This window comes from Mesorhizobium sp. B1-1-6 (assembly GCF_006443035.1).
GTDB lineage: Bacteria > Pseudomonadota > Alphaproteobacteria > Rhizobiales > Rhizobiaceae > Mesorhizobium.
In genome coordinates, this window is sequence record NZ_VFWR01000006.1 from 286,301 (window position 1) to 312,857 (window position 26,557).

General features: G+C 60.7%; 26 protein-coding genes. 15 read left to right on the forward strand and 11 right to left on the reverse strand.

Annotated features, from left to right (window positions below; all coding sequences use genetic code 11):
* Window positions 1-4 precede the first annotated feature (4 nt).
* The 6 genes from FJ979_RS14700 to FJ979_RS14725 all read right to left on the reverse strand — a co-directional run bounded on the left by FJ979_RS14700 (window position 5) and on the right by FJ979_RS14725 (window position 5,980).
* Window positions 5-469, reverse strand: coding sequence for a tripartite tricarboxylate transporter TctB family protein (locus tag FJ979_RS14700; RefSeq protein WP_140560016.1), 465 nt, complete (start codon window positions 467-469; stop codon window positions 5-7).
* Between the two features lie 20 nt (window positions 470-489).
* Window positions 490-1,479: a tripartite tricarboxylate transporter substrate binding protein gene (locus tag FJ979_RS14705; RefSeq protein WP_181171878.1), complete on the reverse strand. Its 990-nt coding sequence runs from the start codon at window positions 1,477-1,479 to the stop codon at window positions 490-492.
* A 407-nt stretch (window positions 1,480-1,886) separates the two neighbouring features.
* Entirely contained in the window at window positions 1,887-2,591 is a 705-nt protein-coding gene (locus FJ979_RS14710) for a GntR family transcriptional regulator (RefSeq protein ID WP_181171877.1), read from the reverse strand.
* Between the two features lie 289 nt (window positions 2,592-2,880).
* Complete coding sequence (locus FJ979_RS14715) at window positions 2,881-3,834, reverse strand: hydroxymethylglutaryl-CoA lyase (protein ID WP_140581790.1); 954 nt, start codon at window positions 3,832-3,834, stop codon at window positions 2,881-2,883.
* Between the two features lie 92 nt (window positions 3,835-3,926).
* Window positions 3,927-5,087, reverse strand: coding sequence for a galactonate dehydratase (gene dgoD, locus FJ979_RS14720; RefSeq protein WP_140560012.1), 1,161 nt, complete (start codon window positions 5,085-5,087; stop codon window positions 3,927-3,929).
* Window positions 5,088-5,296: 209 nt separating this feature from the next.
* Window positions 5,297-5,980 carry a metal-dependent hydrolase gene (locus FJ979_RS14725; RefSeq protein WP_140560011.1) on the reverse strand — a complete coding sequence of 228 codons (684 nt, stop codon included), beginning with the start codon at window positions 5,978-5,980 and terminating at the stop codon, window positions 5,297-5,299.
* A gap of 182 nt (window positions 5,981-6,162) precedes the next feature.
* Here FJ979_RS14725 and FJ979_RS14730 point away from each other — a divergent pair, with 182 nt between their 5' ends.
* The 9 genes from FJ979_RS14730 to FJ979_RS14770 all read left to right on the forward strand — a co-directional run bounded on the left by FJ979_RS14730 (window position 6,163) and on the right by FJ979_RS14770 (window position 16,607).
* Window positions 6,163-6,843: a GntR family transcriptional regulator gene (locus tag FJ979_RS14730; RefSeq protein ID WP_140581793.1), complete on the forward strand. Its 681-nt coding sequence runs from the start codon at window positions 6,163-6,165 to the stop codon at window positions 6,841-6,843.
* A 121-nt stretch (window positions 6,844-6,964) separates the two neighbouring features.
* Window positions 6,965-7,816, forward strand: coding sequence for an enoyl-CoA hydratase/isomerase family protein (locus FJ979_RS14735; protein WP_140560009.1), 852 nt, complete (start codon window positions 6,965-6,967; stop codon window positions 7,814-7,816).
* A 236-nt stretch (window positions 7,817-8,052) separates the two neighbouring features.
* Window positions 8,053-9,084: a tripartite tricarboxylate transporter substrate binding protein gene (locus tag FJ979_RS14740; RefSeq protein ID WP_140560008.1), complete on the forward strand. Its 1,032-nt coding sequence runs from the start codon at window positions 8,053-8,055 to the stop codon at window positions 9,082-9,084.
* A gap of 75 nt (window positions 9,085-9,159) precedes the next feature.
* On the forward strand, window positions 9,160-10,194 hold the full coding sequence (locus FJ979_RS14745) for a tripartite tricarboxylate transporter substrate-binding protein (RefSeq protein WP_140560007.1): 1,035 nt from the start codon (window positions 9,160-9,162) through the stop codon (window positions 10,192-10,194).
* Window positions 10,195-10,233: 39 nt separating this feature from the next.
* A complete protein-coding gene (locus FJ979_RS14750; protein ID WP_140560006.1) occupies window positions 10,234-10,731 on the forward strand; it encodes a tripartite tricarboxylate transporter TctB family protein in 498 nt (165 codons plus the stop codon).
* On the forward strand, window positions 10,719-12,239 hold the full coding sequence (locus tag FJ979_RS14755; RefSeq protein WP_140560005.1) for a tripartite tricarboxylate transporter permease: 1,521 nt from the start codon (window positions 10,719-10,721) through the stop codon (window positions 12,237-12,239). Before FJ979_RS14750 ends, FJ979_RS14755 begins: the two co-directional genes overlap by 13 nt.
* 38 nt (window positions 12,240-12,277) lie before the next feature.
* Window positions 12,278-14,461: an acetate--CoA ligase family protein gene (locus FJ979_RS14760; RefSeq protein ID WP_140581795.1), complete on the forward strand. Its 2,184-nt coding sequence runs from the start codon at window positions 12,278-12,280 to the stop codon at window positions 14,459-14,461.
* 5 nt (window positions 14,462-14,466) lie between these two features.
* Complete coding sequence (locus FJ979_RS14765) at window positions 14,467-15,618, forward strand: enolase C-terminal domain-like protein (protein WP_140581798.1); 1,152 nt, start codon at window positions 14,467-14,469, stop codon at window positions 15,616-15,618.
* Between the two features lie 53 nt (window positions 15,619-15,671).
* Window positions 15,672-16,607, forward strand: a complete 936-nt coding sequence (locus FJ979_RS14770) for an NAD(P)-dependent oxidoreductase (RefSeq protein ID WP_224704926.1) — start codon at window positions 15,672-15,674, stop codon at window positions 16,605-16,607.
* 129 nt (window positions 16,608-16,736) lie between these two features.
* On the opposite strand, the gene FJ979_RS14775 is transcribed toward FJ979_RS14770, so the two are convergent.
* Genes FJ979_RS14775 through FJ979_RS14785 form a run of 3 tightly spaced genes read right to left on the reverse strand, consistent with a single transcriptional unit; the run spans window position 16,737 to window position 18,724 of the window.
* Window positions 16,737-17,690: a hydroxymethylglutaryl-CoA lyase gene (locus FJ979_RS14775; RefSeq protein ID WP_140560001.1), complete on the reverse strand. Its 954-nt coding sequence runs from the start codon at window positions 17,688-17,690 to the stop codon at window positions 16,737-16,739.
* A 9-nt stretch (window positions 17,691-17,699) separates the two neighbouring features.
* Window positions 17,700-18,173, reverse strand: coding sequence for an acyl dehydratase (locus FJ979_RS14780; protein ID WP_140560000.1), 474 nt, complete (start codon window positions 18,171-18,173; stop codon window positions 17,700-17,702).
* A 23-nt stretch (window positions 18,174-18,196) separates the two neighbouring features.
* On the reverse strand, window positions 18,197-18,724 hold the full coding sequence (locus FJ979_RS14785; protein WP_140559999.1) for a MaoC family dehydratase N-terminal domain-containing protein: 528 nt from the start codon (window positions 18,722-18,724) through the stop codon (window positions 18,197-18,199).
* 324 nt (window positions 18,725-19,048) lie between these two features.
* On the opposite strand from FJ979_RS14785, the gene FJ979_RS14790 reads away from it, so the two are divergent.
* The 3 genes from FJ979_RS14790 (at window position 19,049) to FJ979_RS14805 (ending at window position 20,903) form a co-directional block, all read left to right on the forward strand.
* On the forward strand, window positions 19,049-19,321 hold the full coding sequence (locus FJ979_RS14790) for an MFS transporter (protein WP_140559998.1): 273 nt from the start codon (window positions 19,049-19,051) through the stop codon (window positions 19,319-19,321).
* A 555-nt stretch (window positions 19,322-19,876) separates the two neighbouring features.
* Complete coding sequence (locus FJ979_RS14800; protein WP_140559997.1) at window positions 19,877-20,242, forward strand: nuclear transport factor 2 family protein; 366 nt, start codon at window positions 19,877-19,879, stop codon at window positions 20,240-20,242.
* A 46-nt stretch (window positions 20,243-20,288) separates the two neighbouring features.
* A complete protein-coding gene (locus FJ979_RS14805; RefSeq protein WP_140581803.1) occupies window positions 20,289-20,903 on the forward strand; it encodes a DsbA family protein in 615 nt (204 codons plus the stop codon).
* A gap of 926 nt (window positions 20,904-21,829) precedes the next feature.
* Here FJ979_RS14805 and FJ979_RS14815 read toward each other — a convergent pair.
* A complete protein-coding gene (locus FJ979_RS14815; protein ID WP_140559995.1) occupies window positions 21,830-22,504 on the reverse strand; it encodes a hypothetical protein in 675 nt (224 codons plus the stop codon).
* Between the two features lie 83 nt (window positions 22,505-22,587).
* Here FJ979_RS14815 and FJ979_RS14820 point away from each other — a divergent pair, with 83 nt between their 5' ends.
* Together FJ979_RS14820 and FJ979_RS14825 are read left to right on the forward strand one after the other, a co-directional pair.
* Window positions 22,588-22,929: a hypothetical protein gene (locus tag FJ979_RS14820; RefSeq protein WP_140581805.1), complete on the forward strand. Its 342-nt coding sequence runs from the start codon at window positions 22,588-22,590 to the stop codon at window positions 22,927-22,929.
* A 630-nt stretch (window positions 22,930-23,559) separates the two neighbouring features.
* Window positions 23,560-24,090 carry an NADPH-dependent FMN reductase gene (locus FJ979_RS14825; protein WP_140559993.1) on the forward strand — a complete coding sequence of 177 codons (531 nt, stop codon included), beginning with the start codon at window positions 23,560-23,562 and terminating at the stop codon, window positions 24,088-24,090.
* A 225-nt stretch (window positions 24,091-24,315) separates the two neighbouring features.
* Here FJ979_RS14825 and FJ979_RS14830 read toward each other — a convergent pair whose 3' ends face one another.
* Window positions 24,316-25,194 carry a GNAT family N-acetyltransferase gene (locus FJ979_RS14830; protein WP_140581808.1) on the reverse strand — a complete coding sequence of 293 codons (879 nt, stop codon included), beginning with the start codon at window positions 25,192-25,194 and terminating at the stop codon, window positions 24,316-24,318.
* 226 nt (window positions 25,195-25,420) lie between these two features.
* Between FJ979_RS14830 and argE the strand changes: the two genes are divergently transcribed.
* Complete coding sequence (argE, locus tag FJ979_RS14835; protein WP_140581810.1) at window positions 25,421-26,545, forward strand: acetylornithine deacetylase; 1,125 nt, start codon at window positions 25,421-25,423, stop codon at window positions 26,543-26,545.
* Window positions 26,546-26,557 lie beyond the last annotated feature (12 nt).

Sequence of the window (26,557 nt, forward strand, 5' to 3'; positions counted from 1 at the left end):
GCCTTCAGAGTCCGAGCACGCCGTGCGGAAGCGGCACGGCCAGCAGTCGTTCGAATACCAGGTCGAGGATGAGCGAAAGGGTCACCGAATAGGCAATGATGCGCAACCAGGACGTATCCGACAAAACCCGCATCAACAGCATGCAGAAGATTGCGCCGGCGACGATCTGTCCGAGCCAGGGGAGTGCGAAAAAATAGCCAAACAGCAGCGCAACAAGCGCAAGCACCCTCTTGAGGTCGGTGCCCACGGGAAATCTGATCGATGGAATGGAGTTCATCCGCCAGCCTTCCCAAAGCGCGGCAAAGCTGGCGATGATGAGAATGATGCCGACAAAAACCGGAAACACTCCCGCTCCCGGCCGGTCCATCCGCCCAAAGGGCAGACGGACCGCGAGTGCCAGATAGGCACCTGCGAGGATAATACCGACGATCCCGGAAACGAGATAGACGGTTCGCTTCTGGAACGTCATGGTCGTTAGGTCACGCTGGCCTATTCTTTGCCGATGAATTGAATCAGGTCTGAAAAGTCCTTTCCATACTGAACCAATTCCGCCTTGACCTCATCTGGGCCCTTGGCGTCGCGCAGGAAGCCTTGCTTCTTAAGAAAGTCGAGGAAAGCATCGCTCATGACGACCTGTTTGGAAGCTTCCGCCAGCTTATTCTTCACATCGTCGGGCAGGCCTTTTGGGGCGACCACATAGTTGGCGGTTCTGAGGCTGACGTCGTAGCCGGCGTCGATCACGGATTCGGCTTCGGGGAAGTATTCCAGCTTGCCCTTCTGGAAATGAGCGAGGATCTTGACCTTGCCGGCATTCAACTGTCCCACCACCGCAGCGCCGTAGCCGATGTAACCTTCGACGCGGCCGCCAAGCAGCGCCACCATGGCCTCGCCGCTCCCGCCTGTGAATGGCACGCTGGCGATCCTGGTGCCGGCATTCTTGTCCAGTTGCTGGATGAGCAGGTCGGGTAGCGTGCCGACGCCGGAATTGGAAAGCCTGATCTTGCCCGGGTTCTTCTTGACGTCCGCCATGAAGTCCTCGAACGTTTTCCAGGGCGCATCGGCGCGCACCGCCAAAATGGCCGGAAGATCGTCGAGCTTGATGATCGGCTGGTAGTCGTCAGGTGACTTCCAGGCCAAGCCGTCATTAATGAAGGGCTGATAGGCAAGCGCCGAATTGGTAGCAATCCCAATGGTGTATCCGTCGGCCGGCGATTTGACGATCTGGCCGATGCCGATCGAACCGGAGCCGCCCGGCTTGTTGATGACGTTGATGTTTACGTTGAGCACCTTCTCCAGTTCGGCGCAGTAGAAGCGGGAAATCGGATCCGTGCCTCCTCCGGGGTTGAAGGGGACGATGAAGGTAATATCCCGGTTGGGATAGTCCTCGGACCGCACCGCCGACGTGGCTGCTAAGCCCGCCGATACCGTGATCGCCACCGCGGCTGCGAAGCGGATCAATGAATGAAATTTCGAAACCATTTTTTCCTCCCGTGTTTTCGGCTGTTTCGGCCAGCTGTGCCGGGCCAAAAGGGCCATTTGAACAGTTGAACGGGACAACCTATTTCGGCCGATCCGCCACAGAGCCTCCCGTCTAATATTGTATTAAATACCACGCTATTATATATAACTCGATGGCAGGGTCAACAACAGTCGGGAGGGCCATCACACTTTCGTTAGCCGGGAGCGATCGGCAAAAACGTGGGGGGACGGCGAGTTGCTCGAACGCAGGGCGCACATGGTCCCAGTGCATTCGCGTGAAACGACATGCACAACGGTCGTGGCGAACGACAGGGGAGGTCGCGTCGCCGGTGTCTTGGAACAAGGATGGATGGCCGGGCGCGAGACGGCTCGTCAAGGTCGCCAGGACGCTCGCCTCGGTAAGCGCATCAAAGGTTGTTTTGAGCGGGGGGCGCTTTTTTTCTGGTGACACCATTATGCATCAGGGCAAGCATGTCGAGCTTTGCGCCCTCGCAATGGCGTTCGATAAGATCGGTGAGAACTTCCTCGTCCTGTGCCCGTAGCGCCATGAGGATTTCCTCGTGCTCGATCATCATGCGCCCTATCCGCGCGACGCTGAAGCCGAATGCCTCACGCAGTGTGCCAAGCAGGCTTGCGTAGCGATTGTACATGGCAAGTGCCTCGGCATTGTCGGCGTGCCGGTAAATGAGGTCATGGAACTGGCTGTTGAGCGCAAAGAGGTGGCTGAGATCCTGCTGACCGACCTCGGCCTTCATTCGTTCATGAGTGGCCGCAATCTCGGCCATGGCCCGGTTGCTCAGATTGGGGACGGCGAGCCGAATCAGCAGCGATTCCAGAGCGCCGCGCAGATCGTAGATGTTGCGAACGCGCGTCTCGTCGAGCGGCAAGACCGCTGCCCCGCGGTGCGGTGCGATCTCGATCAGCCCTTCGCCCTCGAGTGCCTGCAGCGCCTCGCGAACCGGCATTTGGCTGACACCGAAGCGCTCGACCAGCGATGCCGTGGTGAGGCGGGCACCTGCGGCCAGCTTGCCCGACAGGATTTCAGCGCGTAGCCTATCGCGAAGCGCAGCATAGGCCGGAATGCCCGATTCAATCTCCAGCTTCGTCGACATTTGCCCCCGTGGACTTTGGCGATTCATCTGATGCTACGACTCTGACCGCTAACTATTCTTTCGGTGAGGAGAAAATATATTTGCGCATTGCAATTATATTTCGAGACATTCTTGCCTTCACCAGTAAGACGTCACCTTTAGCTGTCTAGCACACCATGATGCGCTCGTCCATGCACACAGCGGTGCGGCGATGTCTCGATCCACTGCTACGGTGGTCGCGGACAAACACGGAGAACCCGGCGAACGAACGCCGGGTTCTCAGTACAGTAGGACGGCCGGACTGCCTGCGTCAGGCGATTTTCTGCTGCCGTTCCGGCGCGGGCAGAAGTACGTTCCCGCGCCCGGCGCGCACCAGAGCGCTGTCGAGGGTGTGTGGGATGAAGGCCTTATGGGAATTGGCGATCGCCAAAAGCTTGTCGAGGTCGATTCCGGTCTCGATTCCCATGCCGTGGAGCATATTGACCATATCCTCGGTGGCGATATTGCCCGTCGCGCCTGGCGCGTAGGGACAACCGCCGAGCCCGGCGACGCCGCCATCGAACCGCGACATCCCCGCCTCCATCGCTGCCAGCGTGTTTGCCAGGGCCATGTCGCGCGTATTGTGGAGATGCAGGTTCCAGGTGACTTGCGGATGCTTCTTCAGCATGTGCGAAGCGATGTCGTGCACCAGCTTCGGATTGGCCACGCCGATGGTGTCCGCAAGCGACATATTTGTAATGCCGAGTCCAAGATATTTGTCCGCCACGCGTTCGAGCTGATCGGTCGAAACCTGTCCCTCGAACGGACAGCCGAGGCTGCAAATCATGCTGCCCGACACCGTAAAACCCGCATCCTGGGCGATAATCGCCATGCGTGCGATTTCTTCCAACGTTTCGTCGATCGATCGGTTGCCATTGGCGCGATTGTGCGACTCGGTCACCGAGAGCATGAAGCTCACTGTGGTGATACGGTCCTTGAAGGGCAGGGCGCGCTGCAACCCGCGCATGTTGGGCGTCATGACGCGATAGCTGACACCGGGTACGATGTCGATCCCGGCGACCACGTCCTCGGCATCGACGAACTGCGGAATGGCCTTGGGATGGACAAACGACGTGATCTGGATCTCAGGCACGCCAGTCCGCGACAGTGCGTTGATGATCTCGATCTTCTTCTCGGTCGGCACGAATTGCTTTTCGGACTGGAAACCGTCCCGAGGGCCGACTTCCATAATGTGGACCTTCTTAATCTTTTCCGTGGCCAGCATGTCGTACACCCTTCTTCATATGGTCTTGCGTATGGCGGAGCCCATAGGTGCCCCGAGATGTCGGCTGCCGCTATCAAAGGGCGGACAGCGGTTCAGAACCAGCGGCATGAGTCCGGCGGTCTGATGTCGGTCAGCTTGCCGGTGAAGTGGCGCAGGCTATGCTGCTTGTAAGGATGCTTGCACAAGGCTTCCTTGCGCAGTTCCACGCCCAGGCCGGGCGTCTCGGGCACCAGCAGGCATCCGTCCTGGAACGTCCAGTCCTCGGTCGTCATCTCCCTGCGCCAGGGCACATCGATGGCGAACGTCTCGAGGACCATGAAATTGTTGCAGCTGGCCGCGAAGTGCAGGCCCGCCGCATGGCAGACCGCGCCATTGGCATTGTGCGGGGCCACGGGGATAAGCTCGGTGTCGGCCAGCGCGGCGATGCGTTTCATCTCCAGAAGCCCCGAAACGTGACATATATCGGGCTGGATGACGTCGACCGCCTCGCAGGCGAGCAACTCACCGAAGTCGAAACGTGAATAGCTGCGTTCGCCCGCGGCGATAGGCACCTGCGTTGCCTTGCGCACCTGGGCTATCGCGGTGTTCCGCTCGGGGACTGTCGGCTCTTCCAGCCAGCGTATCCTGAAATCCTTCAGCGCTCTGCCGACTTCGATGGCGGTCATGACGTTGAAGCGGCCGTGCGCCTCGACCATGATGTCGATGTCCGGTCCCACCGCGTCGCGTATCTTGGCGATCTTGCCGATGGATTCGTTGAGTTCCGCTGTCGTCATGGAGAGATAGGCTTGACCGAACGGATCCAGTTTCAGGCCGCGAAACCCTTGTTCCACGATGGAACAGGCTTTCTCTGCGAACTGCTCGCCGGTCCGCGCCCCGGCGAACCAGCCATTGGCGTATACCGGGATGCGGTCGCGCACCTTGCCTCCGAGCAACTGGTAAACCGGGACGCCGAGGGCCTTGCCCTTGATGTCCCAAAGCGCGAGTTCCACGGCGCTGATGGCTGTACTCAGGATCGGGCCGGACCACCAGTAGCTCTCGCGCTGCATCAGCATGTGCAGCCCTTCGATGGCGAACGGATCGGCGCCGATGAGTATCGGAGACAGTTCTTCGATCGCCTTGCAGACCGTGTGTTCGCGATACTCGATGCTGCCTTCGCCGACGCCCACTATGCCTTCGTCGGTTCGCACTTCGACGAAAATCCAGTTCGTCCGGTAACAGTCGACGACGAAAGTTTCGATGCCCGTTATCTTCAAGTTCTGTCCTCGACCCTAGACTGCTCCCGATGGACGTCGAGGCCTGCTTCAGCACACCCGGCTACCATCTCGCGCCAGGCGGTCCACCTTTAGCATCTTATTATCAAATGACTATCGATAAGATCATATAGCTGTCGATTATATATAATATGTCCGGCTGTCAATGGCGGTCTCGGAAAATGCTTCCGGATTGGGGTCGTCCTACAGTCCTACAGAAGAAACTCGTCGCCGGGATCGATAACGTGGACCTTGGACCGGGGAGCATCCTGCGCGGCGCGCTGAACGAACTCGTCGGCACTCTGCGCCAGCAGCGGAAAGGTACGGTAGTGCATCGGCACCGCCGCTCTGGCGCGCAGCAGTTTCAGGGCGCGCGCGGCTTGACGAGCGTCCATTGTGAATCGGCCGCCGATGGGCAGAAGGGCGAGGTCGATATCGAACAGTTCGCCCCATGTGGACATGTTGGCATGCAGGCAGGTATCGCCCGCGTGATAGACCACCTTGCCGTCCTCCAACGTCAATATATATCCCGCCGGGGTCCCGCTAGCGCTGGTGTGATAGGCGTCCGTCATGGTCACCTGGACCCCATCGAGATCGATGCTGCCTCCCGTGTTCATGGCAAGCGTGTTGGGGGCGCCTTTTTCCTTGTATATGGCCATGGTTTCAGGCTGCCCGACCAAGGTAGCGCCGGTCTTTTTGGTGACGGCCACGGCATCCGAGGCATGGTCTGCGTGGTCGTGGCTCAGCAACAAGAAGCCCGCCGCGGGCAAATCCTCGATCTTGACCGGCGCCAGGGGATTTCCGGTCAGCCATGGGTCGATGAACAGGACTTTGCCCTTGGAGGTGGTGATCTGCCAGCCGGATTGTCCGAGCCACTTGAGGCTGTTTTGAGCCATGACTTTGCTCCTTGCTTCGGTGAGTGCCGACCTCATTTAACGCCTAAGCCAATTCGATACAATCATGCTATCTTATATAAAAGCTGCACCCTTTGTCGCCCATGCGGGAAATTGACATTGACGTATGATTAGATCTAAAGACAAATATTATATCAAACTTGGCGGCCGACGGAGCGAAACAAATGAACGTCGACACCCCTCTGGATCTGCTGCCCGGCGTCCCCGCCTATGCCGCAATAAGAGATTTCATCCGCGCCGAGATCCTGTCCGGCAGACTTGCGGCCGGCACCCGCTTGACCACGGGCTCCCTCGTGCAGCGCTTCAACCTGAGCCAGATGCCGGTCCGGGAAGCCCTGCAGGCCTTGGAGGGGGAGGGGCTTGTAACCATCCTGCCGCATCGCGGGGCGACTGTTCTGTCGCTCGACGCCGGCCGTGTCGCCAATATCTACGATCTCAGAACGGCTATCGAGGTGCTGCTGGTGCGCAGTTCGCTCCCAAACATGACGAACTCCACCATGGCCAAGCTGGTCGCATTGCATGAGGAACTCGCCGCAGCCGCCGAACGGCGAGACGTCCATACCGTCTTCGAACTTAATCTGCGGTTCCACGATCTTCTCTACTTCCACTCCGACAATCCGGAAGCGCGTGGAATCTATGACCGCTTCGCCAAGCTTCTTGGGACATTGCGCGGGCGCTACGGTTACAGCGAAGCGCGGATGTTCGACATGGTGGAAGAGCACGAACGCATTCTACAGGCCCTGCGCAATCAGGAGCTTGCTCGCCTGATCACGCTGGTTCGCGATCACGCCAACGGTGCCAAGGCCGATCTTGTGGCTAGCATTCGCGCCAAGCGCGAATGCTAGAGCCTGATGTCGAAAAGTGTGAAGCGATTTCGGGCGACATCGTGCTCTGTCTCTTCGATTTGGAAACGGATTCAGATTGCAAGCCGATTCGGCCTGAAGTCATCCGGCTCTAGGCATCGCGATGCCGCAGCAGGAGGCGGCGGTCACCAATGGGAGGAACATCATGACTGGTAAAGCAAGCAAAACACCGACTGTCACGACTGCTGCCGAGCAGGCGGGACACTTCGAGACGCTTCTTTTCGGGGCGAGGGACGGCATCGCCACGGTAACGTTCAACCGTCCGGAGCAACGCAACGCGCTCACCATTCGCTTCTTCACGGAAATGCTCGAGGCGCTGGATATCGTGGAAGCTGACGACAGCATCCGCGTCCTGGTTCTAGCCGGTAACGGACCGGCCTTCTGCGCCGGGCGCGACTTCAAGGAATCGACAAGGGCCACCCCTGCCGAAGGCGCGCTTTACGGTCGCCTGAACCTTGGTACACGCGATCGCCTGCGCAAGTTGCCAAAGCCGGTCATCGGCCGTGTCCACGGTCCTGCCGCCGGCGGCGGCTGCGCGATCGCCACGGAATGCTGCGACATCACCGTAGCCTCGAAGAGTGCGCGCTTTTCAATCCGCGAGGTGCAAGCGGGGACTTTGCCTGGACTACCGCTGTTCACGCTTGGCCGCGCCCGTTCGCTTGGCATGTTGCTGACCGGCGATTGGGTGTCGGGCGAGCAGGCGGAGCGGTGGGGGCTCGTCTACAAGGCGGTGGAGGATCGCGAGCTCGACGGAGCCGTCGCCGCCATCGCCAAACAGCTGGCGGGCCAGCCGGTGCAGGCGATGGCCTATACGAAGCGTGCCATGTCCTATCTTCTTGATCTTGCCGGGCATACGCAGGCCGAACAGTTCCTGGCGGAGTGCCGCAAGCTGCTGCACCAGACGTCCGAGCGCGTCGAGGCGCAACAGGCCTTCATCGACAAGAAGCGGCGTTAAGCGAGCCCTTGCTTCTCGTTCTGCGGGCGAGGCAAGCCAAGGATTTCATCTAATAATTGCGAGTTGTATATAGTTATGTCATAGTGTATAAAATCTGCGGAGGAGCTGCCTTGACCAATGGCAGGGCGGATGATGCGCCGGAGGAGGAGATCGGTCCAGCGACCGGCAACCGGCGAAAGCGCAGTGAGAGCGGGCTCGCACTGCGGGGGAGAACGCTTCATGGGAGGAAAAAACACATGAGCACAGTGCAGCAATCGAGCGCCATGGACGGGATTGGCGACATTCGTCTCGATCGTCGAGGCTTCATGGGAGCCGTCGCCGGAACCGTTGGACTGGGTTTTTCCGGAACCAGCGTTTTCGCCGCCGACACGTTTCCAAACAAACCAATAACATGTCTGGTGCCTTGGGGTGTCGGCGGCGGTGCATCGACCATCGCCGACGTGGTCAGCAAGATTGGGATGGAGCAAAAATTCTCGCCGGTGCCCATTACGCTCGACCATCGTCCGGGAGCCAGCGGCCTCATCGGCACCGCGTTGGTCGCGGACCGAAAGGGGGATTCATATACCTACATGCCTGGTGGCGGTGCGCTGCTGGCTCAGGTGGTGGTCAAGGATACCCCAGTCGATCCGCTGAAGGATCTGACGCCGCTGGCGCTCAACGCGGTGGATTCTTCCGTGGTCATGACCCGCACGGCCGCCCCCTACAAGACGATGGCCGACGTCATCAAGAAACTGCAGTCCTCGCCCCGCTCCGTGACCCTGGCCGGCGCCGGCGGCGGACCGGGCAGTTGGGACGGCATGCTTGAGACCGTCATGAACAATCTGGCGGGCGTCCAGTTCAACCAGATACCATTCGGAGGCGGCGGCGATGTGCAGGCAGCCGTTCTTGGCGGGCAGGTGGACGTCGGCACCCGTCAGCTGTCCGACGCCCAGGACCTTCTGAAGGCGGGGCAGGTTCGGGCGCTCGCCATTTTCGACGCCGAGCGCAATCCGAGCCTTCCCGACGTCCCGACCATGCGCGAGCTTGGCTTCGATGTGGTGCTCAATCTGTCGCGCGGCTGGTTCGCGCCTCCTGGCCTGAAGCAAGAGGAGGTGGCCTGGTACGCCGACTTCTTCAAGAAGGTCGGCGCTTCCAAGGCCTGGCAGGACTTCTGTACCTCTTCCGGCATCCAGAACAAGTATCTGGGACCTGAAGACTGGGCGAAGTTCATCAAGGACGGCCTCGACACCGTCGGCAGCATCTACCGCAAGATCGGTGTCGTGAAGTAACGCTATTCAGCCGGCCTCGGACGACGAGGTCAGCTGCCTAATGGCATTTGCCAGACGTCAAACGGGAGGAACCTGATGATGGATGATTTCCAAAACGATGCGGCACGCCGTCTGGCGGGCCTTTCGCCGAACCGCAGGCAGGTGCTCAAGGGCTCGATGATCGCCGGCATTGCGGCGGGCTCGGGCCTCTTCGCCGGCAGCGCCGAAGCGTTGGACGCTTTCCCAAGCAAGCCGATCACCATTCTTGTCCCGTGGGGGCCGGGCGGGGGACCGTCGCAGATATCGGATGCGGTCGCGAAGATTTCGGCGCAGGCGAAGTACTTGTCCCAGCCGATGACGCTCGACCACCGGCCAGGTGCAAGCGGTCTGATAGGCACCGCGCTGGTCTCCGACCGCAAAGGCGATCCCTATGTTTTCATGCCCGGCGGTGGAGCGCTGCTGCTGCAGGCGGTTCTTGGCGAATCGCCCGTCGATCCCCTGACGGGCCTCACCCCGCTTGCCCTCTCGACGCTCGACTCCTCCGTCGTGATCGCGGCAGCCAATTCACCCTACAACACCCTCGCCGATGTGACGGCGGAGCTGAAGAAGAAACCACGTTCGGTGACCATGGCGGGTGCCGGCGGGTCCGGCTGGGACAGCGTCGTGGCCAACACGCTCGGCGCCGCGGCCGGGGTCGAATTCAACCAGATACCGTTCGCCTCCGGCGCCGAAGTGCAGGCGGCCGTGCTTGGGGGCCAGGTAGCCGTAGGGTCCAGGCAACTTTCCAACGCGCAGGAACTCATAAGCGCCGGGCAGATCAAGGCGCTGGCAATATTCGACGCCGAACGGAATCCGAGCTTGCCGGACGTCCCGACAATGAAGGAACTCGGCTACGACGTCGTCCTCAACCTCGCGCGCGGCTGGTTTGGTCCACCCGGACTGAAGGACGAGGAGGTGCAGTGGTATGGCGAACTGTTCAAGAAGCTCAGCACCAACGGCACATGGGTAGACTACGTTCAGAAGTCCGGCAGCCAGAACAAGTATCTCGGGCCGGCCGAGTGGCGCGGCTTCATCCAGCAAACGATGCAGACGATCCAGCGGATCTACAAGCAAATAGGCCTGATCAAATAGCGGCCGCAGCCCGCCTGGCATGGATAGACGGGAGGTCTCGTGAGTAAAGCGCATATCATTCTGCCGGTGTTGCTCGCCGCGTTCGGTGCCGTCATTCTGTGGCAGTCGGTTACGCAGATGGACTATTTCTATTTCGATCGCGGCGCGCCTGGACCGGGTTTCCTGCCGTTCTGGGCCTCGCTTGGCGTGCTTGGCTTCGGGATCGCCGTGGCAATCCAGGCGGCCCGTGAATGGAATGGGCTGGCTGCGGACGAGGTCTGGCCGGATGCCACGGGCCGGCGGCACATTATCTCGATGCTCGCCGGTTTCATGCTCTTCCTGCTGCTTATTAATCCGCTCGGTTTCGTGCCCACGACGATGCTGTTCGTGGCCGTGGTCGGCTACCTGCTCGGAATGCGTCGGCTCTACGTGCTTTTGCCGGTGGCGCTTGTCATGGGCATCTTCGTTCACCAGGTCTTTGACGTGGCCCTCGAAATCACGTTGCCCAAGGGTTTCCTGGGCGACAACGTCACGGGAGTATGGTCGTGGATCTTCTGAGCCATCTCGCGACCGGCTTCTCGGTCGCCGTGACGCCCGTTAACATGCTGTTCTGCACGATCGGCGTGATCGCCGGCACGCTTATCGGCGCGCTGCCCGGCATCGGGCCGGTCGCCGGCATCGCGATGCTGCTGCCGTTTGCATATGGAATGGAACCGGTCACCGCGATGATCCTGATGGCCGGCATCTATTCCGGAACGATGTTCGGCGGCAGCATAACTTCGGTGCTGGTCGGCATTCCCGGCGAGGCCTCCAACATTCCGACCTGCCTGGATGGCTACGAGATGGCCAAGAAGGGGCGCGCCGGTCCGGCGCTGACGATCTCAGCCATCGGCTCTTTCATAGCCGGCACGTTCAGCGTGGTGATGCTCATGCTGTTTGCGCCTCCTATCGCCCGATGGGCGCTGAGCTTTGGGCCGCCCGAGTATTTCGCGCTGATGCTGCTCGGCCTCGGAGCGGTGGCGGGCCTGATGGGCGATGCCAAGCTCAAGGGCTACCTGATGGCGTTTCTCGGCCTCACACTGTCGCTGGTCGGTTTCGACATGATCACGGGTTATCAGCGCTTTACCTTCGGGTCGCTCGCGATGGCCGACGGCATAAAATTCCTGCCGATCGCGGTCGGCCTGTTCGGCATCGCGGAAGTGCTGCTGACCCTGGAGCAGATGGCCAGCTACAAGGTCATCAGGGCCTCGCTCAAGGACATGATGATCACCCCGCAGGACATCAGGGAAAGCGCCGCGCCCATCGCGCGCGGCACCGTGATCGGCTTTCTCGTAGGCATCCTGCCCGGCGCCGGCGGCGCCGTCGCGGCGCTGCTCTCCTATGTCACCGAGCGCAAGTTCTCCAAGCATCCGGAGCGGTTCGGCACGGGCGAGATCGCCGGCGTCGCCGGTCCGGGTTCGGCCGACAACGCGTCCACCGGCGGCTCGATGATCCCGATGCTGACACTGGGCATCCCAGGTTCGGCCACGACAGCGGTGATGCTAGGCGCGCTGACCCTGTTCAACATCCAACCGGGGCCGTTCCTGTTCGCCAGCCATCCCGAATTCGTCTGGGGCCTGATTGCCTCCATGTATATCGGAAACGTGATGCTGCTGGTGCTCAACATCGCTTTCGTGCCGGCGTTCGTGCAGGCCCTGCGCGTCCCGTTCACAATCCTCGGCCCGTTGATTATCGTTTTTGCGGTGGTTGGCGTCTACAGCGTCAGCGCCTCGATGTTCGACCTGTGGGTCCTGCTGATCTTCTCCGTGCTCGGCTACTTCATGAAGAAGTTCGGCTACCCCGCGGCACCCATGGTGCTCGCGCTGGTGCTCGGCAACGGTCTGGAAACGGCACTCAGGCAGTCGCTCATGATGTCGCAGGGCAATGCGCTCATCTTCTTCGACCGGCCGATTTCCGGAACCCTGATGGTTGTCGTGGTCCTCATGCTGGCCCTGCCGCTTTTGCGCCTGCTGATCTCCAAAGCCCGGCATTCGGTGCCTGGACCTTCGATGACGCCTAAGGCCTGAGAGCCAGCCATCCAAGAATTGAATCAGGAGTGCAAGACGTGAAGCCGGCCAGCAACGACGAGGCAAAGTTCCGATCGATCCATGCCATGTTCAACCCCGCCTCGATTGCCATCGTCGGCGCAACGGAAAAGCCGGGCTATGGCGGGCGGTTCCTTCCAAACCTGGTCAATACCGGAAGTTCGGCACGGCTCTATCCCGTCAACCCGAATCGCGACCAGATCTTCGGCGTGCGCAGCTATCCCAGCGTCGTCGACCTGCCCGAAGCCGTGGACCTGGCCTGCATCGTGGTCTCGTCGGAGCAGGTCCTGCCTGCCTTCCGCCAATGCATCGAAAGGGGGGTGAAGTCGGCGCTCATCATCTCCGCCGGTTTCGCCGAACTGGCAACCGACCAGGGCAGGGCGCGTCAGGCGGAGCTACGGCAACTGGCCCGCGACAGCGGCATTCGCGTGTGCGGTCCGAACTGCCTTGGCCTCGCCAATGTCGCGGGCAAGAGCTGGACCACGCCTTCGACGCGCATAGGCCCCGACATGCTGGCCTTCAACCCAACGATCGGCCTGGTCTCGCAGAGCGGCGCCACGGCCTATCGCCCGCTGCTTTGCACAGCCGAGGACAAGCGCATTGGCTTCCGGTACATGGTCGCCACAGGCAACGAGGCTGATCTCGAATCCTCGGACTTCATCCAGTACATGCTGCGTGATCCCGAGATCAGCGCCGTCGCGGCCGTGGTGGAGGGCTTCAAGGACGGCGAGAAATTCGTCGAGACGGCCGACATGGCCCGGGAGGCGGGCAAGCCGCTCGTGCTGCTCAAGATCGGCCGCACGGAGGCCGGCGCGCGCGGGGCGAGCAGCCACACCGCCTCGATGACAGGCTCCGACGACGTGCAGGACGCGCTGTTCAGGCAGAAGGGCGTCATCCGCGTCGATGACTATGACGAGCTTCTCGAAACCGCCGCAATGTTCCGCATGAAAATCAGGCCTCGCGGCAAACGCATGGGAGTGATTTCCGAGTCGGGCGGCATGGGCTCCTTCATGGCCGACAAATGCGCCGAGGAGGGGCTCGACGTGCCGGTTCTGTCGGACGGCGTAAGGGGCCAGCTTCTCGAGATCATGGGTGATCGCGGGTCGGCCGCCAATCCGGCGGATCTGACAGGGTTCGGCACGGGCCCGGATTTCCCGCGCGTGCTCGATATATTGCTTTCGGAGGGCGAGCAGGATCTCGTCCTGATGTCGAGCGTCGGCGGCGCCATGCAGGCCGACACGATCATCGAGGCCTCGAAACAGGCCCGCAAACCCATCCTGTTCACATGGACCGGCTCGACCCAGGACGCCCGCGACCTCGACGCCTTGAGGCGGCTCCAGGCATCGGACGTGCCGCTCTTCTATCTCCCGGCGAAGGCCGCCAAGGCAGCGCGCAGATTGATCGCCTATCACCGCACGAGAGAACTTTCGATTGCCGAGGCCGGGGCGACCCGCCCAGCGGCCCGCCGCGATCTCGAGACGGTCCGCGCCGCTCTTGCGGAAGCGGAAACCGGCCTCGATGAATATCAGAGCAAACAGGTTTTGGCGGCCTATGGCATTACGGGCGTTGCGGAACAGTTTTGCAAGAACCGGGAGGACGCGGCCAAGGCAGCCGAAGCGATCGGTTACCCGGTCGTTCTGAAGATTGTCTCGGCGGACATTTCGCACAAGACAGAGGCTGGCGGCGTCCGGCTGGGCATCAAGGACGCCGAGGGCCTCGAACAGGCCTACGATGCCATCATGGCATCGGCGAAGTCCTATGCGCCGAAGGCCATCATCCCCGGCGTCCTCGTGCAGCGCATGAGGAGTGGCGGTATCGAGCTCATTGTCGGCACCTCGCAGGACCCGCAGTTCGGCCCCGTGATCATGCTGGGTCTCGGCGGCATTCTGGCCGAGGCGCTGAAGGCGGCGACATGGCGGCTGTGTCCGGTAAACCGGCGCGAGGCCGAGGAGATGATCGACGAGGTGCGGGCGCTGCCCACCCTGCTCGCCGGATTTCGAGGCAGCCAGAAGTTCGACCGCAAGGCGCTCGCCGAGGCGCTGGTCGCGGTATCCGAGCTGGCCTCGGATGCCCGCGATGCGATCGAAAGTCTCGATATCAACCCGCTGGCGGTCTTCGGTGAGGGGCAGGGCACGACCGCGCTGGACGCGCTTGTCGTCTGCCGTCCGCGGCAAACGCTTCATGAAAAGCGGAAGGCGGGTTGATACCCATGCGTATTCTCGATGTCCGCTCCTATATCGCCCCGCCGCCGCGCGGTTCGTGGCTGAACGAGATCCGCGTCTCGACGCCGATGTCGGCCTATCCCGAGTACGGCGGCAAACGCGGCGGTTGGCGCGGACCGAACGCGCAGGACGTCTTCATCGAGATTATCGCCGACGATGGCTTGACGGGTGTCGGAATGACACGCGGCGGCGCCATCGTAGAGACGATCGTCGCCCAGCATTTGAAGGGCCTGCTGGTCGGCAAGGATCCTCGCAACATCGAAATGCTGTGGGACCAGATGTACCTTTCCACCCTCGCCTACGGACGCAAGGGTGCGCCGGTCATGGCTCTCTCTGGCATCGACCTCGCCTTGTGGGACCTGTTGGGCAAATGGATGGGACAGCCGCTCTACCGCATCCTGGGCGGCGAGATGCGCGCCTCGCTTCCCTGCTACGCCACGCATCCCGACTCCGACGCCCTGGTGAAGGAGGGCTATATAGGAACCAAGCTGCCCATGGCCTATGGGCCTCCCGACGGCAAGGAGGGCCTTCGACGCAACGTTGAGCGCGTCGCCGAGGTGCGTGAGACCGTCGGTCCCGACATCGACATCATGGTCGATTGCTGGATGTCCTGGACAGTGGACTACACGCTCGAATTCGCACGGGCCGCGGCCGAGTATCGCGTTCGCTGGATCGAGGAACCGTTGCTGCCCGACGATCTCGACGGCCATGTGGAACTGCGCCGCCGTCTTAATGGCCCATTGGTCGCGACCGGAGAGCACGAATATACGCGCTGGGGTTTTCGCGATCTCATCGAACGCGGCTGCGCCGACATCCTGCAACCCGATGTCGCTTGGTGCGGTGGCATCACCGAAATCCGCCGCGTCGCGGCAATGGCATCGTCTCATGGAATTCCGGTCATACCGCACAATGGTGTCCTCCAGCCCTGGGCTACCCATCTGATGATGGCGACGCCCAATTGCCCGCTCGCCGAATACCTTGTCTTTTATGGCCCGAATGACGAAGCACCGCCGCCACTGATGCTGGGCGAACTGAAACCTGAGAACGGGCGCGTGCGGCCGAGCGAGCAGCCGGGTGCCGGCATCGAGTTCGACCACGAGGAATGGCGCCGGCAAACGGCCGCGCGATCGGGTGCCTAGCGACCGTGCCAACGGCGGCTGGGCAGCGGCAAGGGAGGCAGGTATTGCGTATTGTGATAGGCACGGACGGTTTCCTCGAACCCGAGACGACGCCGCCATTGTCCCACGATGTCGCCTACGTGCGTCACGACGACGTTGCTGCTCTGGCGTCCGCTCTTGGCAATGCTGATGCGCTGGTCACCCGCCGCGTCTGGGTAAACGAGGATCTGCTGGGGCACGCACGCCGCCTGCGCCTGGTGCAGCAGGTCGGCATCGGTACAGACCGTATTGACCTATCCGCCGCGGGGCGGCTTGCCATCCGCGTCGCAAACACACCCGAAGCCACCAGCAATGCCGTGGCCGAGCACTGTTTCATGCTGGTACTGGCTGCCCTGCGCGGACTGGTCTGGCAAGTCGAAAGCATGCGTGTGGGTGGCTGGTCCGGCGCGGAGGTCTGGAGCGGCGAGGAGATCGGCGGCAAGACCGTCGGCATCCTTGGCTTCGGTTCGATCGGCGCCGATCTCGCCAGGCGGTTTCTGGCGTTCGGCGCCGGGGTGCTGGTTCATACCCGCACCGTCCCCGCCGAAGGCAGATCGGATATCGCCTTTGTCGACCTTCCCACTCTCATGCGCGCCAGCGACATCGTCGTTATCGCCGCTGGGCTGAATGCGTCGACAAAAGGCATGGTCGGCCGTTCCGAGATCACCGCGATGAAGCGGGATGCGCTTCTGGTCAACATCGCCCGCGGAGCGATTGTAGACGAGGAGGCAATGCTTGATGCCCTTCGAAACGGGCGGATTCGGGCCGCGCTCGACGCCTATGCGAAAGAACCACTGCCGGTGGAGTCTCCGTTGCGAAGCCTGGACAACGTTGTTCAGACACCACACAGCGCCGGTTCCAGCCGGCAATCGCGTGAGCGGATCTGGAACCAGATGCTCGCTAATCTCGATCGGCTGGCAGATGGCCGAGACCTACTCAACGTCGTCAACCTTGCGGACATGACGCCGTAGGGCAACTGCACTGGATCGGATCAGCGGTTCTCTCGAACGCTGACCCGATCCAAGCGCGGCTCAAACAAAAGGGCCTGCGTTTCGGCAGGCCATTATCGGCGGCAGGATCCCCGTTTCCACACACCGAAATCAGGCGGCGTGTCGGTATTTTGCCAGGGAGCCACCCTTCATGACCTTGCCGGGCAATTGATGACCAACGACATGTTCGGCAAGACGCGCCGCCTCGATCATTTTTTCCAGGTCGATGCCAGTCTCGATTCCCATTTCCTGCAGCATGAACAGAAGATCTTCCGTGCATATGTTGCCCGCCGCCGCAGAATGACCGGCGAATGGACAGCCGCCGAGGCCGGCGACGGCGGAATCGAAATGCGCGACCCCGAGTTCAAGCGCGGCATAGACATTGGTCAGCCCCGGACCGCGCGTGTCGTGCAGATGGATGCGCAGTTCGGCGTCCGGCCATCGATTGCGGATCGCACCGAGCAGTTGCTTGGTCTGCAACGGGTTGCCCCATCCCATGGTATCCGAGATCAGCAGCCGCTTCAGCTTGGAGCCAGCGTCGTTGATGACTTCCTCGATGGTTGAAATGCGCGACAAGACCCAGTCGACGGGAATTTCGCCCTGGTAGTTACAGCCCCACGCGGCGTTGACGGTCGCCTGTTCCACCGCAACACCCAATTGACGATAGGTCTCGATCCATTCGGGGTAGGTTGCAACCGTTTCCTCAATGGTCTTGTTGGTATTCTTCTTGATGAAGGCTGGACTGGCGCCCAGCTTCAGCGAACCGTCGAGATGGTACTTGCCGGTGGCCGCCGCCCGTTTGAGACCCTGCGTATTCAGGTAGAGACAGGAGTAGCGCAGGCCGTTCCTCGGCTTGAGGCCGGCCGAGACCTCGTCAGCGTCCGCCATCTGCGGCACCCATTTTGGGTTGACGAAGGAGGTAACCTCGATGTCGCTAACCCCGGTATCGGCAAGCGCGTTGATGAGTTCCAACTTGCGTTCCGTAGGTATGAAGTTCTTCTCGAACTGGAAGCCTTCTCGCGGGCCGACTTCGTAGATCGTGACTTTCTTGGGCAGATCGCTCATCGTTGCCTCCTAAGCCTTCGGTGCGACAAACGGGTATGGGACCGGCTTGCCGCCTCTCTTCGGCAGCACAACGGTTGCCGTGCCCTTGGTGGAATCGAGGCCGCGCGAGTTGCGAAGCCCGATCTCAAGTTCGATGTGGCCGAGGCCGTCCTTCTCGGACATGCCGGTGACCTTGCCCCAGCCGGTGATGGTGTCGCCCGGCAGATCCATTTCGCGGTACTGGAAAGCGATCTTCCATGGCCAGCCTCCGGCGCCCGCCCAGTCCTTCAACATCTGCGAGAGCACGTGCTGCTTCCAACTCCCGTTGATGAGGACGTCCGGAACTTTGTCGTGCTCGGTTGCGTAGGGCTTGTCGTAGTGGATGCGGTGCCAATTCTCCATGGCAGCCGACCAACGCATGATGTGGGCGGTGGTCATCGGCCCCTTGGCGATCTGCGGGATGGTCGATCCGACTTCGACGTCATCGAAATAAACTTGTGTCATGGGTTCCTCCGGGAATCGAACGGTCAGCGCAGGATACGCGTCTGGATGGCCTTGAGCAGAAGCTCGCCATCGCCGTTCGTGTAGACAGTCTCCGTCAGCAGGAAGACCATCGTGCCGGTCCGGCCCTCCTTCTGGTAGATGTCGAGATATTTCGAGCGGACCCGAACGGTTTCGCCAGGTTTCGCCTGCTGGTAGATCTCGACCTCGTTGCCGCCGTTGAGCACGCGCGTGAGTGGAATGGGCAGGGGCTTGAGGCCTTTCATCAGGCCACGCACGGAGCCATCGAAGTCTGGGTCTTTGGCGGCGCGTTCGAACGGGTCGGGCGTACCGGGCGCTGGCCGCAGAACGTGCAAGGGAAACAGCGGCGGAGCGACGACCGAACCGAATTTCGTGCCGGCGGCATGCGCGTCGTCCCAGTAAACTGGGTCATTGTCCATAGTGGCCTGGAAATGACGACGGATCTGGCCGCGTTCGACCGGATCGCAGCCTTCCTCCCACTCGGATTCCAATCCGATCAGGGCCTTCACTTCATCTGTAATGTAGTTGACCATGCGTATCTGTTCCTCCCTGCGTGACGGACGTTCTGGATCGGGGCGCACACCTTCCCGGCGTTGCGTCCAGCGCCCGCCCGGCTATTCCCTTGATCAACATAGAACGCCATCATTATATACATCAAGCAAAAATTTGATCTATGATAGAAGGATTGCATAAAATCTGCGAGGGAGGCAGCCATATGCGCACAAGCCTGTTTCACCGCAAACATGTGGCTCGGGCGGCCAATGTGACGGCTGCTCGTCCTAGGCAAGCTTGCCGATCGCAGCGAGGGCACCGGCCATGGTGACCGGCAGGCCACTCCGTTGCGCCCGGCATTAGCCATGTCCGCCAGCGATCCCACCCTTGCGTCAGCCGAAGCCGCTTCCACGAAGGCTTCCTTTCTGACGCTGTTCCCGTCGATCATGCTGCCGATGTTCCTCGCCGTGATCGATCAGACGATCGTCGCCGCGGCGCTGCCAATCATCGCCGGCGATCTCCATAGCGTCGAGCGCACGGCCGGCGTGGTCGTGGCTTATCAACCGCCGCGCCTTGCTCCTCCACTCTGGCAGCGCAGTCGTCGCCTCGACAGTTGCGGCAATGGCAATCGGTACTGAGCCGTCAGATCGAGACCGAGGACCGTCCGATAGTCTGCTAGCGCTGATTGAGGCGCACAAGATAGCTTATGCTGCGTTCGGTGAAGCCCTGCATAACATGGGCGGTGGAAGCAAAGAGTCCGACAGAGCCAGCCGGGAGGAGGAGAGGACGCTGCTCGCCATCTGCGGCTACCCTGCGGTGGGGGAAGCGGACCGCCTAGCCAAGGCTCGGTACCTTTTAGAGATCGAGGCGCGCGGTGAACTCGACTTGGCAGAGCATATGCAGGCCGTTCTCCGCTCTACGGTGTGGAGGGGGTGAGGCGACCGAGGCGTGGACGGTCTGCTCCTGAATATCTAATCTCCGCTGAACTCAGACGTAGAGCCCGCCTTTCCGACATCCCATAAGCGCACCCGTGCGCGGTGTGAGGTCGCATACTGCCAGAAGCGGAGACCGACCCCGGGGCCACCGCGATAACGGCTAGGTGGGAAGATGGCCAGCGGCGGACCAGCATGGGAGAATTGTCGCACATCTAAGAAACCGCTAATATAGTAAACTGGCTACCGGAGGGCCGTCCCATGTCGATCCACGAGGAACTGCAGGTTTTCTGGAATTCCTATGTGGCTGCCTATCGTGCTGGCGATGCCAAAACATGCGGCGCCATGTTTACGGCCGATGCCGAATTGCATTCGCCCTACGCGTCTCCTGCTCGGGGCCGCGACGCTGTCGAAGCTCTCCACGCAACCTGGACGAACGGGCACAGGGAGGCGACCCACAAGAAAATGGCAGTGATACACGCGGGCAAATCTGGTGAGTTGGCTTGGTGCCTGGCCACGTATACCGAGGGCTTGGAGGTCGGCAACGGTACGTCTGTCGACGTCTTCGAACGACAGGCCGACGGGTCATGGCTCATACGCATGTGCAGCCTTAACAGCACTGACTGATTCATTGGTTCGTTGCCGAGTTGGCTGCGGCGCGGAGGCGGTGGAAATGAAGCAGATTGACTTCTTCTATTTCTTTGGGAGCGGCTACGCATATCTGTCGGTGATGCGCATTGACACTATGGCGAAACAGTCGGGTGTTGCCGTTCGATGGCGCCCCTTCAATGTCCGCACCGTCATGGCCGAGAACAACATTGCCCTCCGCACCCAGACGGCAAAGGTGCAATACATGTGGCGCGATGTGGAGCGGCGCGCGGCGAAGCACCGCGTGCCTTACGTCAGGGCGCCCATCTGGCCGACCGATCCGGACCTTCTGGCCAACCGGGTCGCCATGGTGGCGGCCGAGGAGGGCTGGTGTGAGGCCTATACCGTCGCAAGCTTCACGGCGTGGTACTTGGAAGGCATGGAACTGGGTAGTCGCGCTCATCTGGGGCATGTGCTGACTCCCCTCGGTCATGATGTCGACGATGTGATTGCCAAGGCCGACGGCGCCCGCGCCCATGAGCGGCTCAAGGCTGAAACGGATGTGGCCCGCAGCTATCGCATTTTCGGCTCCCCGGCTTTCGTCGTGGATGGCGAAACGTTTTGGGGGGACGACCGGCTAGAAGAGGCGCTTTCCTGGGCTGCTGGCCGACATGATCTGCAAACATTGAATCATGATTGATTGGACTGAGTGGGCGACGCATTTGATGGAAAACCATGCGCCGATTGTCAGCCCAGGGGAGGATTCAAGTGCGAAGCCGCTGGACCATTCTTGCTGTCTTGTTCGTCGCTCGCGCCGCCTTCGCCTTCCAGCTCGTCAGCGTAGGATCCATAGCGCCGCAGCTTAGCCAAAGCCTCGGAGCGAGTCTGGCCGACATTGGGATCCTCATCGGAGTCTATTTTGCGTCGGGCGTCCTGATCGCCTTCCCTAGCGGCGCCCTCGGACGCCGCTATGGCGACAAGGCTACGGTCCTCGCCGGATTCCTGGCGATGGCGTCCGTCAGACCCGGTGATAACCGCCCATGACGTGGGATGGGGATGGGCGATCGTCCACCGTTCAATTCAGGCCACCACTGACGGTGCCGAACAGCACATGGCTGGATCCATGGCAGAAGCCGGAAGGCGATTGTCCGTGCTTTGTCGCAGGCCGAGGAGAAGACCTTGCCCTGGCCTCAGTTGCTGCAGCGGGAGGGCCTCAGCCAGGCCGACAGCGAAGACGTTGCCAAGGCGCTCACATGGCTTATCGAGACCGGGAAGGCGGTAGACTTGTCGGGTCGGTCGAAGCCGGGCGCTCGAGCATCCTTCAAACTTCTGGAGGCGCGAAAAGTTGGCTACAACTTCAAAAGTTCGGGGTGGCAAAAATGGCCTTCGAACTTTTGAAGTTTTTTGCTAACTTTGCCGGTATGAAAAGTAGGCGTGACATGACGAAACGTAAAGACATAATACATATAGAGAAGAAAATATATTTAAACCTCTTACTATTGAACCTTGCCCATTGGTTTTAGATTCTGGTTTCTACGGCTTTCCCCTTTGCTGTACGGGCGTTGGGAAAAGTTCAAAAAGTTGATAAGTTGACACAGAAGAAGGAATGAAACGTTGAATGAGCGATCAGATCGATCGAGGAGCCTTACCTCTCCGCTTGGTTGGAGGATCTGGATCACCAGCCAGCTTGGGCCGTGCCGGTTCCGGCATGTCGTCTAGCCCCTCCTGCAGAAAGCCCAGCATCTTGGAAACTTTGCGGTCGCTGATAGGTCCTACGATCTCGATCGACTTCCCGGAGCCGAGCGAGATTTTCACCTTCTTCTTTCCGCGGTTGTCGAGCCACTTTATCACAATGTCTTTAGTGGCTTTCAGAACGGCGGCGCCTCCCGCTCCTAAGGCACCGCTCGAGATGATGATTTTCGCTAGATCGGCAAACTCGGGACCACTCAAGTGCTGCTCAGCCCTGAACTTGAAAGTCTCCTCGAAAGGATCGTCGAAGCCCCTAGAGCCACCCAGCCGATCAATCTCGTTAAACAGTTTGTTCGCTTTCCTATTCCGCTTAACGATAGACTCGACGTCCGCGATCTCATGTTCGACTTTCGCATTCAATGGAGCGAACGCATTCGTGACATCATCCACGAACGCGATGTTTCGGAAGAGCACTTCCCGACGGTGGCTATCACTGCATCGCTGTTGGACAAGGCTCCTATATTCCTCGTCACTATAACATCCCATCAACGATACCATCTCGCCGAACTCGACATCGCTCTCGAGCTCAATCTTAAACACAGGCGACGCCATGTGATCACCTTCCGTACAAGGTTGCTGAATTAGAAAACCACTAAATACGACTGCTCACAAGTCCACCATACCGAGGACACTTAATGCACGCTGCCATCCGCGCCGGCCAGGTCGACGAGACTCCGACGCAGGATCCATTCGAAGCCGCAAACGACAACATTGCCGAACTCCAGCAACCTAAGACCACGGCAATGTCGGCACCGCAGATCTTGGCTTGGCTGATGACGAACGGCCACATCAGCGAGGACGAGCGTGACGCGGGTGGGCATGTTATCAAGCTGGCCTCCATTGCACGGTCGAAGCTGACTAGCCCCGTAGTGCGCAACCACGGCCAGGACGGCCGATCGCAAATGGAAGACGGTCGAAGTTCAGCGCCATACGATCCGCGGGGCGCTCGATGCCTGCGTCTCGGCGATCCGTTATGAGCCCAGACGCAAGGAGGCCGTCCAGGCGTTTGTGGTCGAAGAGACAAACATAGACCTGGATAGTCCCCACCGCGTCGCGCGGGGCCTGGCGGACGTCGCTCGGCATCTATGGGAAGCGAGAAGCGAAGTCGCTGTTCCTATCCCATCTGCTCGGCAACCGAAAGCGAGCTTTGCGTCCCTGGCTCGACGGAGCAGCGATTGTGGTCCACCACCCTGTCGTTGTAAGAGAAGCTACACGTCCCACATAGGTGTTGCGTCGAGAGTTTCCCCCATACGTCGACGCGTTCCCCTCAGGAGGTATTTATCTTCAAACCTGGCCGGGCTTATCAGTCCGGCCTTTTTTAGTTCACGAACTCACTTCATCCGACTGAGGGATTCTCGGACCTATTGTACTTAGGCACCAACACCGATGGCGCACACAGTCCGGCCACGTACCGCCGTCGTAAACCCTGGCGCCATGTTGTCGCTGAATACGCTTCGATTGTCTTCGGCGGACACTGGGCTCAAGTGAACTCTGTTCTGCGGCAACATATCCCCAGCGGCGACATCACGAGAGTGCCCGCGCTCTACATTGGTGTCGTAGGCGCTTGACTGCACGAAGCTGCTGAACGATGTTTTTGCCATAGCGTCATGCAGGGGATCAATCGCAAGCTTGCGAAAGCGCTTGTGCAGCTTGCTCCACCAGAGCTTGAAATGTCGGAGATTTCGTTCAAGGATTTGCCGCTCTACAGCTACGACTACGATGCTGAGTTTCCACCTGTCGCGCGCGCTTTCAAAGACTCTATCGCCGCGGTGGAGGCAGTCCTTTTCATAACGCCCGAGTATAACCGCTCGATCCCAGGTGGGTTGAAGAACGCAATCGACTGGGCCAGCCGCCCTTATGGCAAGAACTCGTTCGCCCGCAAGCCCTCAGCTGTCATTGGGACCTCGCCCGGAACCATAGGGACCGCCGTGGCCCAGCAGAGCCTGCGCAGCGTGCTGAGCTTCTGCAACTCCCCGCAGATGAACGCTCCGGAAGCCTACATCCAGTTCACGCCGGGCCTGATCACGGACGGCGGCGAAGTCACAGTCGAATCCACGCAGGAGTTCTTGCGCAACTACATGGCCGAGTTCCATATGTTCATCGCACGGGTCCTTCAGGTGCTTCCAAAGGATGCCTGATGTTGTCACGGAGCCCCTAGACGGCTGCGATCCGGAGGCTGAGGGAAGGGCGGCCTGCTTGCTGCCTTTCGCAACAATGCGAGAGTGATTGATGGCGGATGGGCCACACCGAAGATATCTTCAAGGGAACGGGTAACCCAGAAATGCCACTACGAAGGCATAGTCGTGGAAACCGCACTGCCACAATCTGCAGTGGCGCCTTTCGGTCGCATTGTGGTGCCGCAGTCAGCTCAATGCGTGGCCAGCCAATCCATAAACCCACGCTCCGTTTTCTTCCCGGTTCAGGAAGCGACGCCCTTTGGACATTGTCGTAACGGTCTCGGCAATGCCAAGGCCGCACTGCTCGAGAAACGCGGCAAACATGCCATCCTTCTCCCGGGTATCGACTCGGACGAAGCGTCCTGCAAGATTTCTCAGATGGACGGCTGTGAGATGGACCGCGTCCAGATCGCTGCGCGCGACCATCGGGCCGATCACGTAGCCACGCCCGAACTCGCGACACATGGAGTAGCCGACGATCTCGCCGCCACGGCTCAAAGTGCAGATCGAGGCATCCGCTGAGAGCAATGCGAGCAGCCTCTCGCGGTTTGTGCCAAACGCGCGCGTATCCAGCTCGATGATCTCATTCAGCCTGTCGCTCGGCAGCGTCTGCAATTCACCTTCCAAATCAGGCAGGGCAGGGAGTGCCGGCGGAACCTCTCCTTGGCGCATATATACGATCCCCTCGCTCGTGAAGCCAAGTGAGACATAGAGAGGATAGGCGGCATGGGTGGCGTTGAGCGCCAAATTGCGATCGCCACACTGCTCGAGCACTTGGTCCATGAGCCATCGGCCGCCTCCTTGCGCTTGTGTGCGGGGCGTTGTGATGACTACGCCGATGGTGGCGAAATCGTCCCCTTGCGGAAACCACATCGCGCTGCCGAAAACCCGGCCAATGCCGTCTACGGCAACAATGCCGCGGCCGGCACGGCGCAGAAGATCCCAGTCCTTTGGCCGATGCGGCCAGCGGACTGAGATCGACAGCGCGTGCAGCAACTCGACGTCAACATCATCGATGTCCCGCGCGACCAGTTCGAAAGACTTCAGGCGCACTGATCTCTGCATTTCAGTCGACCTGCTCCTTATATCCAACTCGCGAGCACGTCCTGTCGTCGCTGACGGTGCCGCAGCCGTCTTTGCCTTATGATTGCACCCGAAAGCCAGCAGGTTTCGCTGGTTCCGGGCCAATATTCGAAATCTTCGGCCAAAGCATAGCTTCATTCGGCACGGAATGCTCTCGCCTGCTGCCACACTTGTCGCATCCAGCGAAGTGCGAGTGGAGCGGCGCCCGGTGAATGTCGAAGAAATTCTAGCGACGCTGATCGCGTTCCCCTCGGTCGTGGGCTCGCCCAACGGCGCGATCGTCGACTGGGTGCGTGAATATTGCGAGGCGGCCGGAGCAGAAACGACCGTCCTTTGCGGCCCCGAAGGCGACCGGTCCAACCTGTTTGTCACGATCGGGCCGCGGCGGGCCTGCGGCTACATCTTGTCGGGCCACCTGGATGTCGTGCCGGCCGGTGAGCGGGAATGGAACTCGGATCCCTTTGTTCTGCGCCACGATGGCGCCAGGCTTCATGGCCGGGGCACCTCCGACATGAAGGGCTTTCTTGCCTGCGTGCTGGCCGCGCTGCCGCGGCTTGCGGCGACGAACTTGCAGCGGCCCATTCATCTCGCATTCTCCTATGACGAGGAGGCGGGTGCCCGTGGTGTGCCGCATCTCATCGCCGCCCTGCCAAGCCTGTGCGAGAAGCCGCTTGGCGCGATTATCGGTGAGCCGAGCCGGATGGAAGCCGTGCGGGGGCACAAAGGCAAGGCGGCCGCGCGGCTCGAGGTGATAGGACGGTCCGGCCATTCTTCACGGCCCGAGCTGGGACTGAATGCCGTGCATGCAATGTCAGGTCTCGTCACGCAGATCGTGGCCTATGGTCAGACCCTCGCGGATGGGCCGTTCGACACGGATTTCGCGCCTCCATACTCGTCATTGCAGGTTGGTGTCATCGCTGGCGGCCAAGCCGTCAACATCATCCCTGATCGCTGCACCGCCGATATCGAGGTCCGTGCCGTGCCTGGTGTTTCCCCATCATCATTGCTTGAGCCGGTAAAGGCCCAGCTAATCGCGCTCGGTGACAGCGGCTTTGACGTGGCGTGGCATGAGCTGAGCGCGTATCCGGGGCTTTCGCTCCCGCAGGAGAGTGGTTTGGCAGCCCTTCTGACCGAGTTGACGGGGCGGGAGCCTCTGTCTGCGGTGAGCTACGGCACGGAGGCTGGTCTCTATCAGCAGGCCGGCATCGACGCGATCATCTGCGGTCCCGGCGATATCAGCCGGGCTCATCGTGCCAACGAATATATTGAGATCGGCGAACTTGTTGCCTGCCAGAGCATGATCGAGCGTCTCGGCAAGCGCCTTGCCGTATAGCGGGAGAGGGCG

Excerpts from the sequence above, each read along its gene's own strand:
- FJ979_RS14700 (WP_140560016.1), bottom strand. The coding sequence starts at position 469 with ATGACGTTCCAGAAGCGAACCGTCTATCTCGTTTCCGGGATCGTCGGT.
- FJ979_RS14705 (WP_181171878.1), bottom strand. The coding sequence starts at position 1,479 with ATGGTTTCGAAATTTCATTCATTGATCCGCTTCGCAGCCGCGGTGGCG.
- FJ979_RS14710 (WP_181171877.1), bottom strand. The coding sequence starts at position 2,591 with ATGTCGACGAAGCTGGAGATTGAATCGGGCATTCCGGCCTATGCTGCG.
- FJ979_RS14715 (WP_140581790.1), bottom strand. The coding sequence starts at position 3,834 with ATGCTGGCCACGGAAAAGATTAAGAAGGTCCACATTATGGAAGTCGGC.
- FJ979_RS14725 (WP_140560011.1), bottom strand. The coding sequence starts at position 5,980 with ATGGCTCAAAACAGCCTCAAGTGGCTCGGACAATCCGGCTGGCAGATC.
- FJ979_RS14730 (WP_140581793.1), top strand. The coding sequence starts at position 6,163 with ATGAACGTCGACACCCCTCTGGATCTGCTGCCCGGCGTCCCCGCCTAT.
- FJ979_RS14735 (WP_140560009.1), top strand. The coding sequence starts at position 6,965 with ATGCCGCAGCAGGAGGCGGCGGTCACCAATGGGAGGAACATCATGACT.
- FJ979_RS14740 (WP_140560008.1), top strand. The coding sequence starts at position 8,053 with ATGAGCACAGTGCAGCAATCGAGCGCCATGGACGGGATTGGCGACATT.
- FJ979_RS14745 (WP_140560007.1), top strand. The coding sequence starts at position 9,160 with ATGATGGATGATTTCCAAAACGATGCGGCACGCCGTCTGGCGGGCCTT.
- FJ979_RS14765 (WP_140581798.1), top strand. The coding sequence starts at position 14,467 with ATGCGTATTCTCGATGTCCGCTCCTATATCGCCCCGCCGCCGCGCGGT.
- FJ979_RS14775 (WP_140560001.1), bottom strand. The coding sequence starts at position 17,690 with ATGAGCGATCTGCCCAAGAAAGTCACGATCTACGAAGTCGGCCCGCGA.
- FJ979_RS14780 (WP_140560000.1), bottom strand. The coding sequence starts at position 18,173 with ATGACACAAGTTTATTTCGATGACGTCGAAGTCGGATCGACCATCCCG.
- FJ979_RS14785 (WP_140559999.1), bottom strand. The coding sequence starts at position 18,724 with ATGGTCAACTACATTACAGATGAAGTGAAGGCCCTGATCGGATTGGAA.
- FJ979_RS14790 (WP_140559998.1), top strand. The coding sequence starts at position 19,049 with ATGTCCGCCAGCGATCCCACCCTTGCGTCAGCCGAAGCCGCTTCCACG.
- FJ979_RS14800 (WP_140559997.1), top strand. The coding sequence starts at position 19,877 with ATGTCGATCCACGAGGAACTGCAGGTTTTCTGGAATTCCTATGTGGCT.
- FJ979_RS14805 (WP_140581803.1), top strand. The coding sequence starts at position 20,289 with ATGAAGCAGATTGACTTCTTCTATTTCTTTGGGAGCGGCTACGCATAT.
- FJ979_RS14815 (WP_140559995.1), bottom strand. The coding sequence starts at position 22,504 with ATGGCGTCGCCTGTGTTTAAGATTGAGCTCGAGAGCGATGTCGAGTTC.
- FJ979_RS14820 (WP_140581805.1), top strand. The coding sequence starts at position 22,588 with ATGCACGCTGCCATCCGCGCCGGCCAGGTCGACGAGACTCCGACGCAG.
- FJ979_RS14825 (WP_140559993.1), top strand. The coding sequence starts at position 23,560 with ATGCAGGGGATCAATCGCAAGCTTGCGAAAGCGCTTGTGCAGCTTGCT.
- FJ979_RS14830 (WP_140581808.1), bottom strand. The coding sequence starts at position 25,194 with ATGCAGAGATCAGTGCGCCTGAAGTCTTTCGAACTGGTCGCGCGGGAC.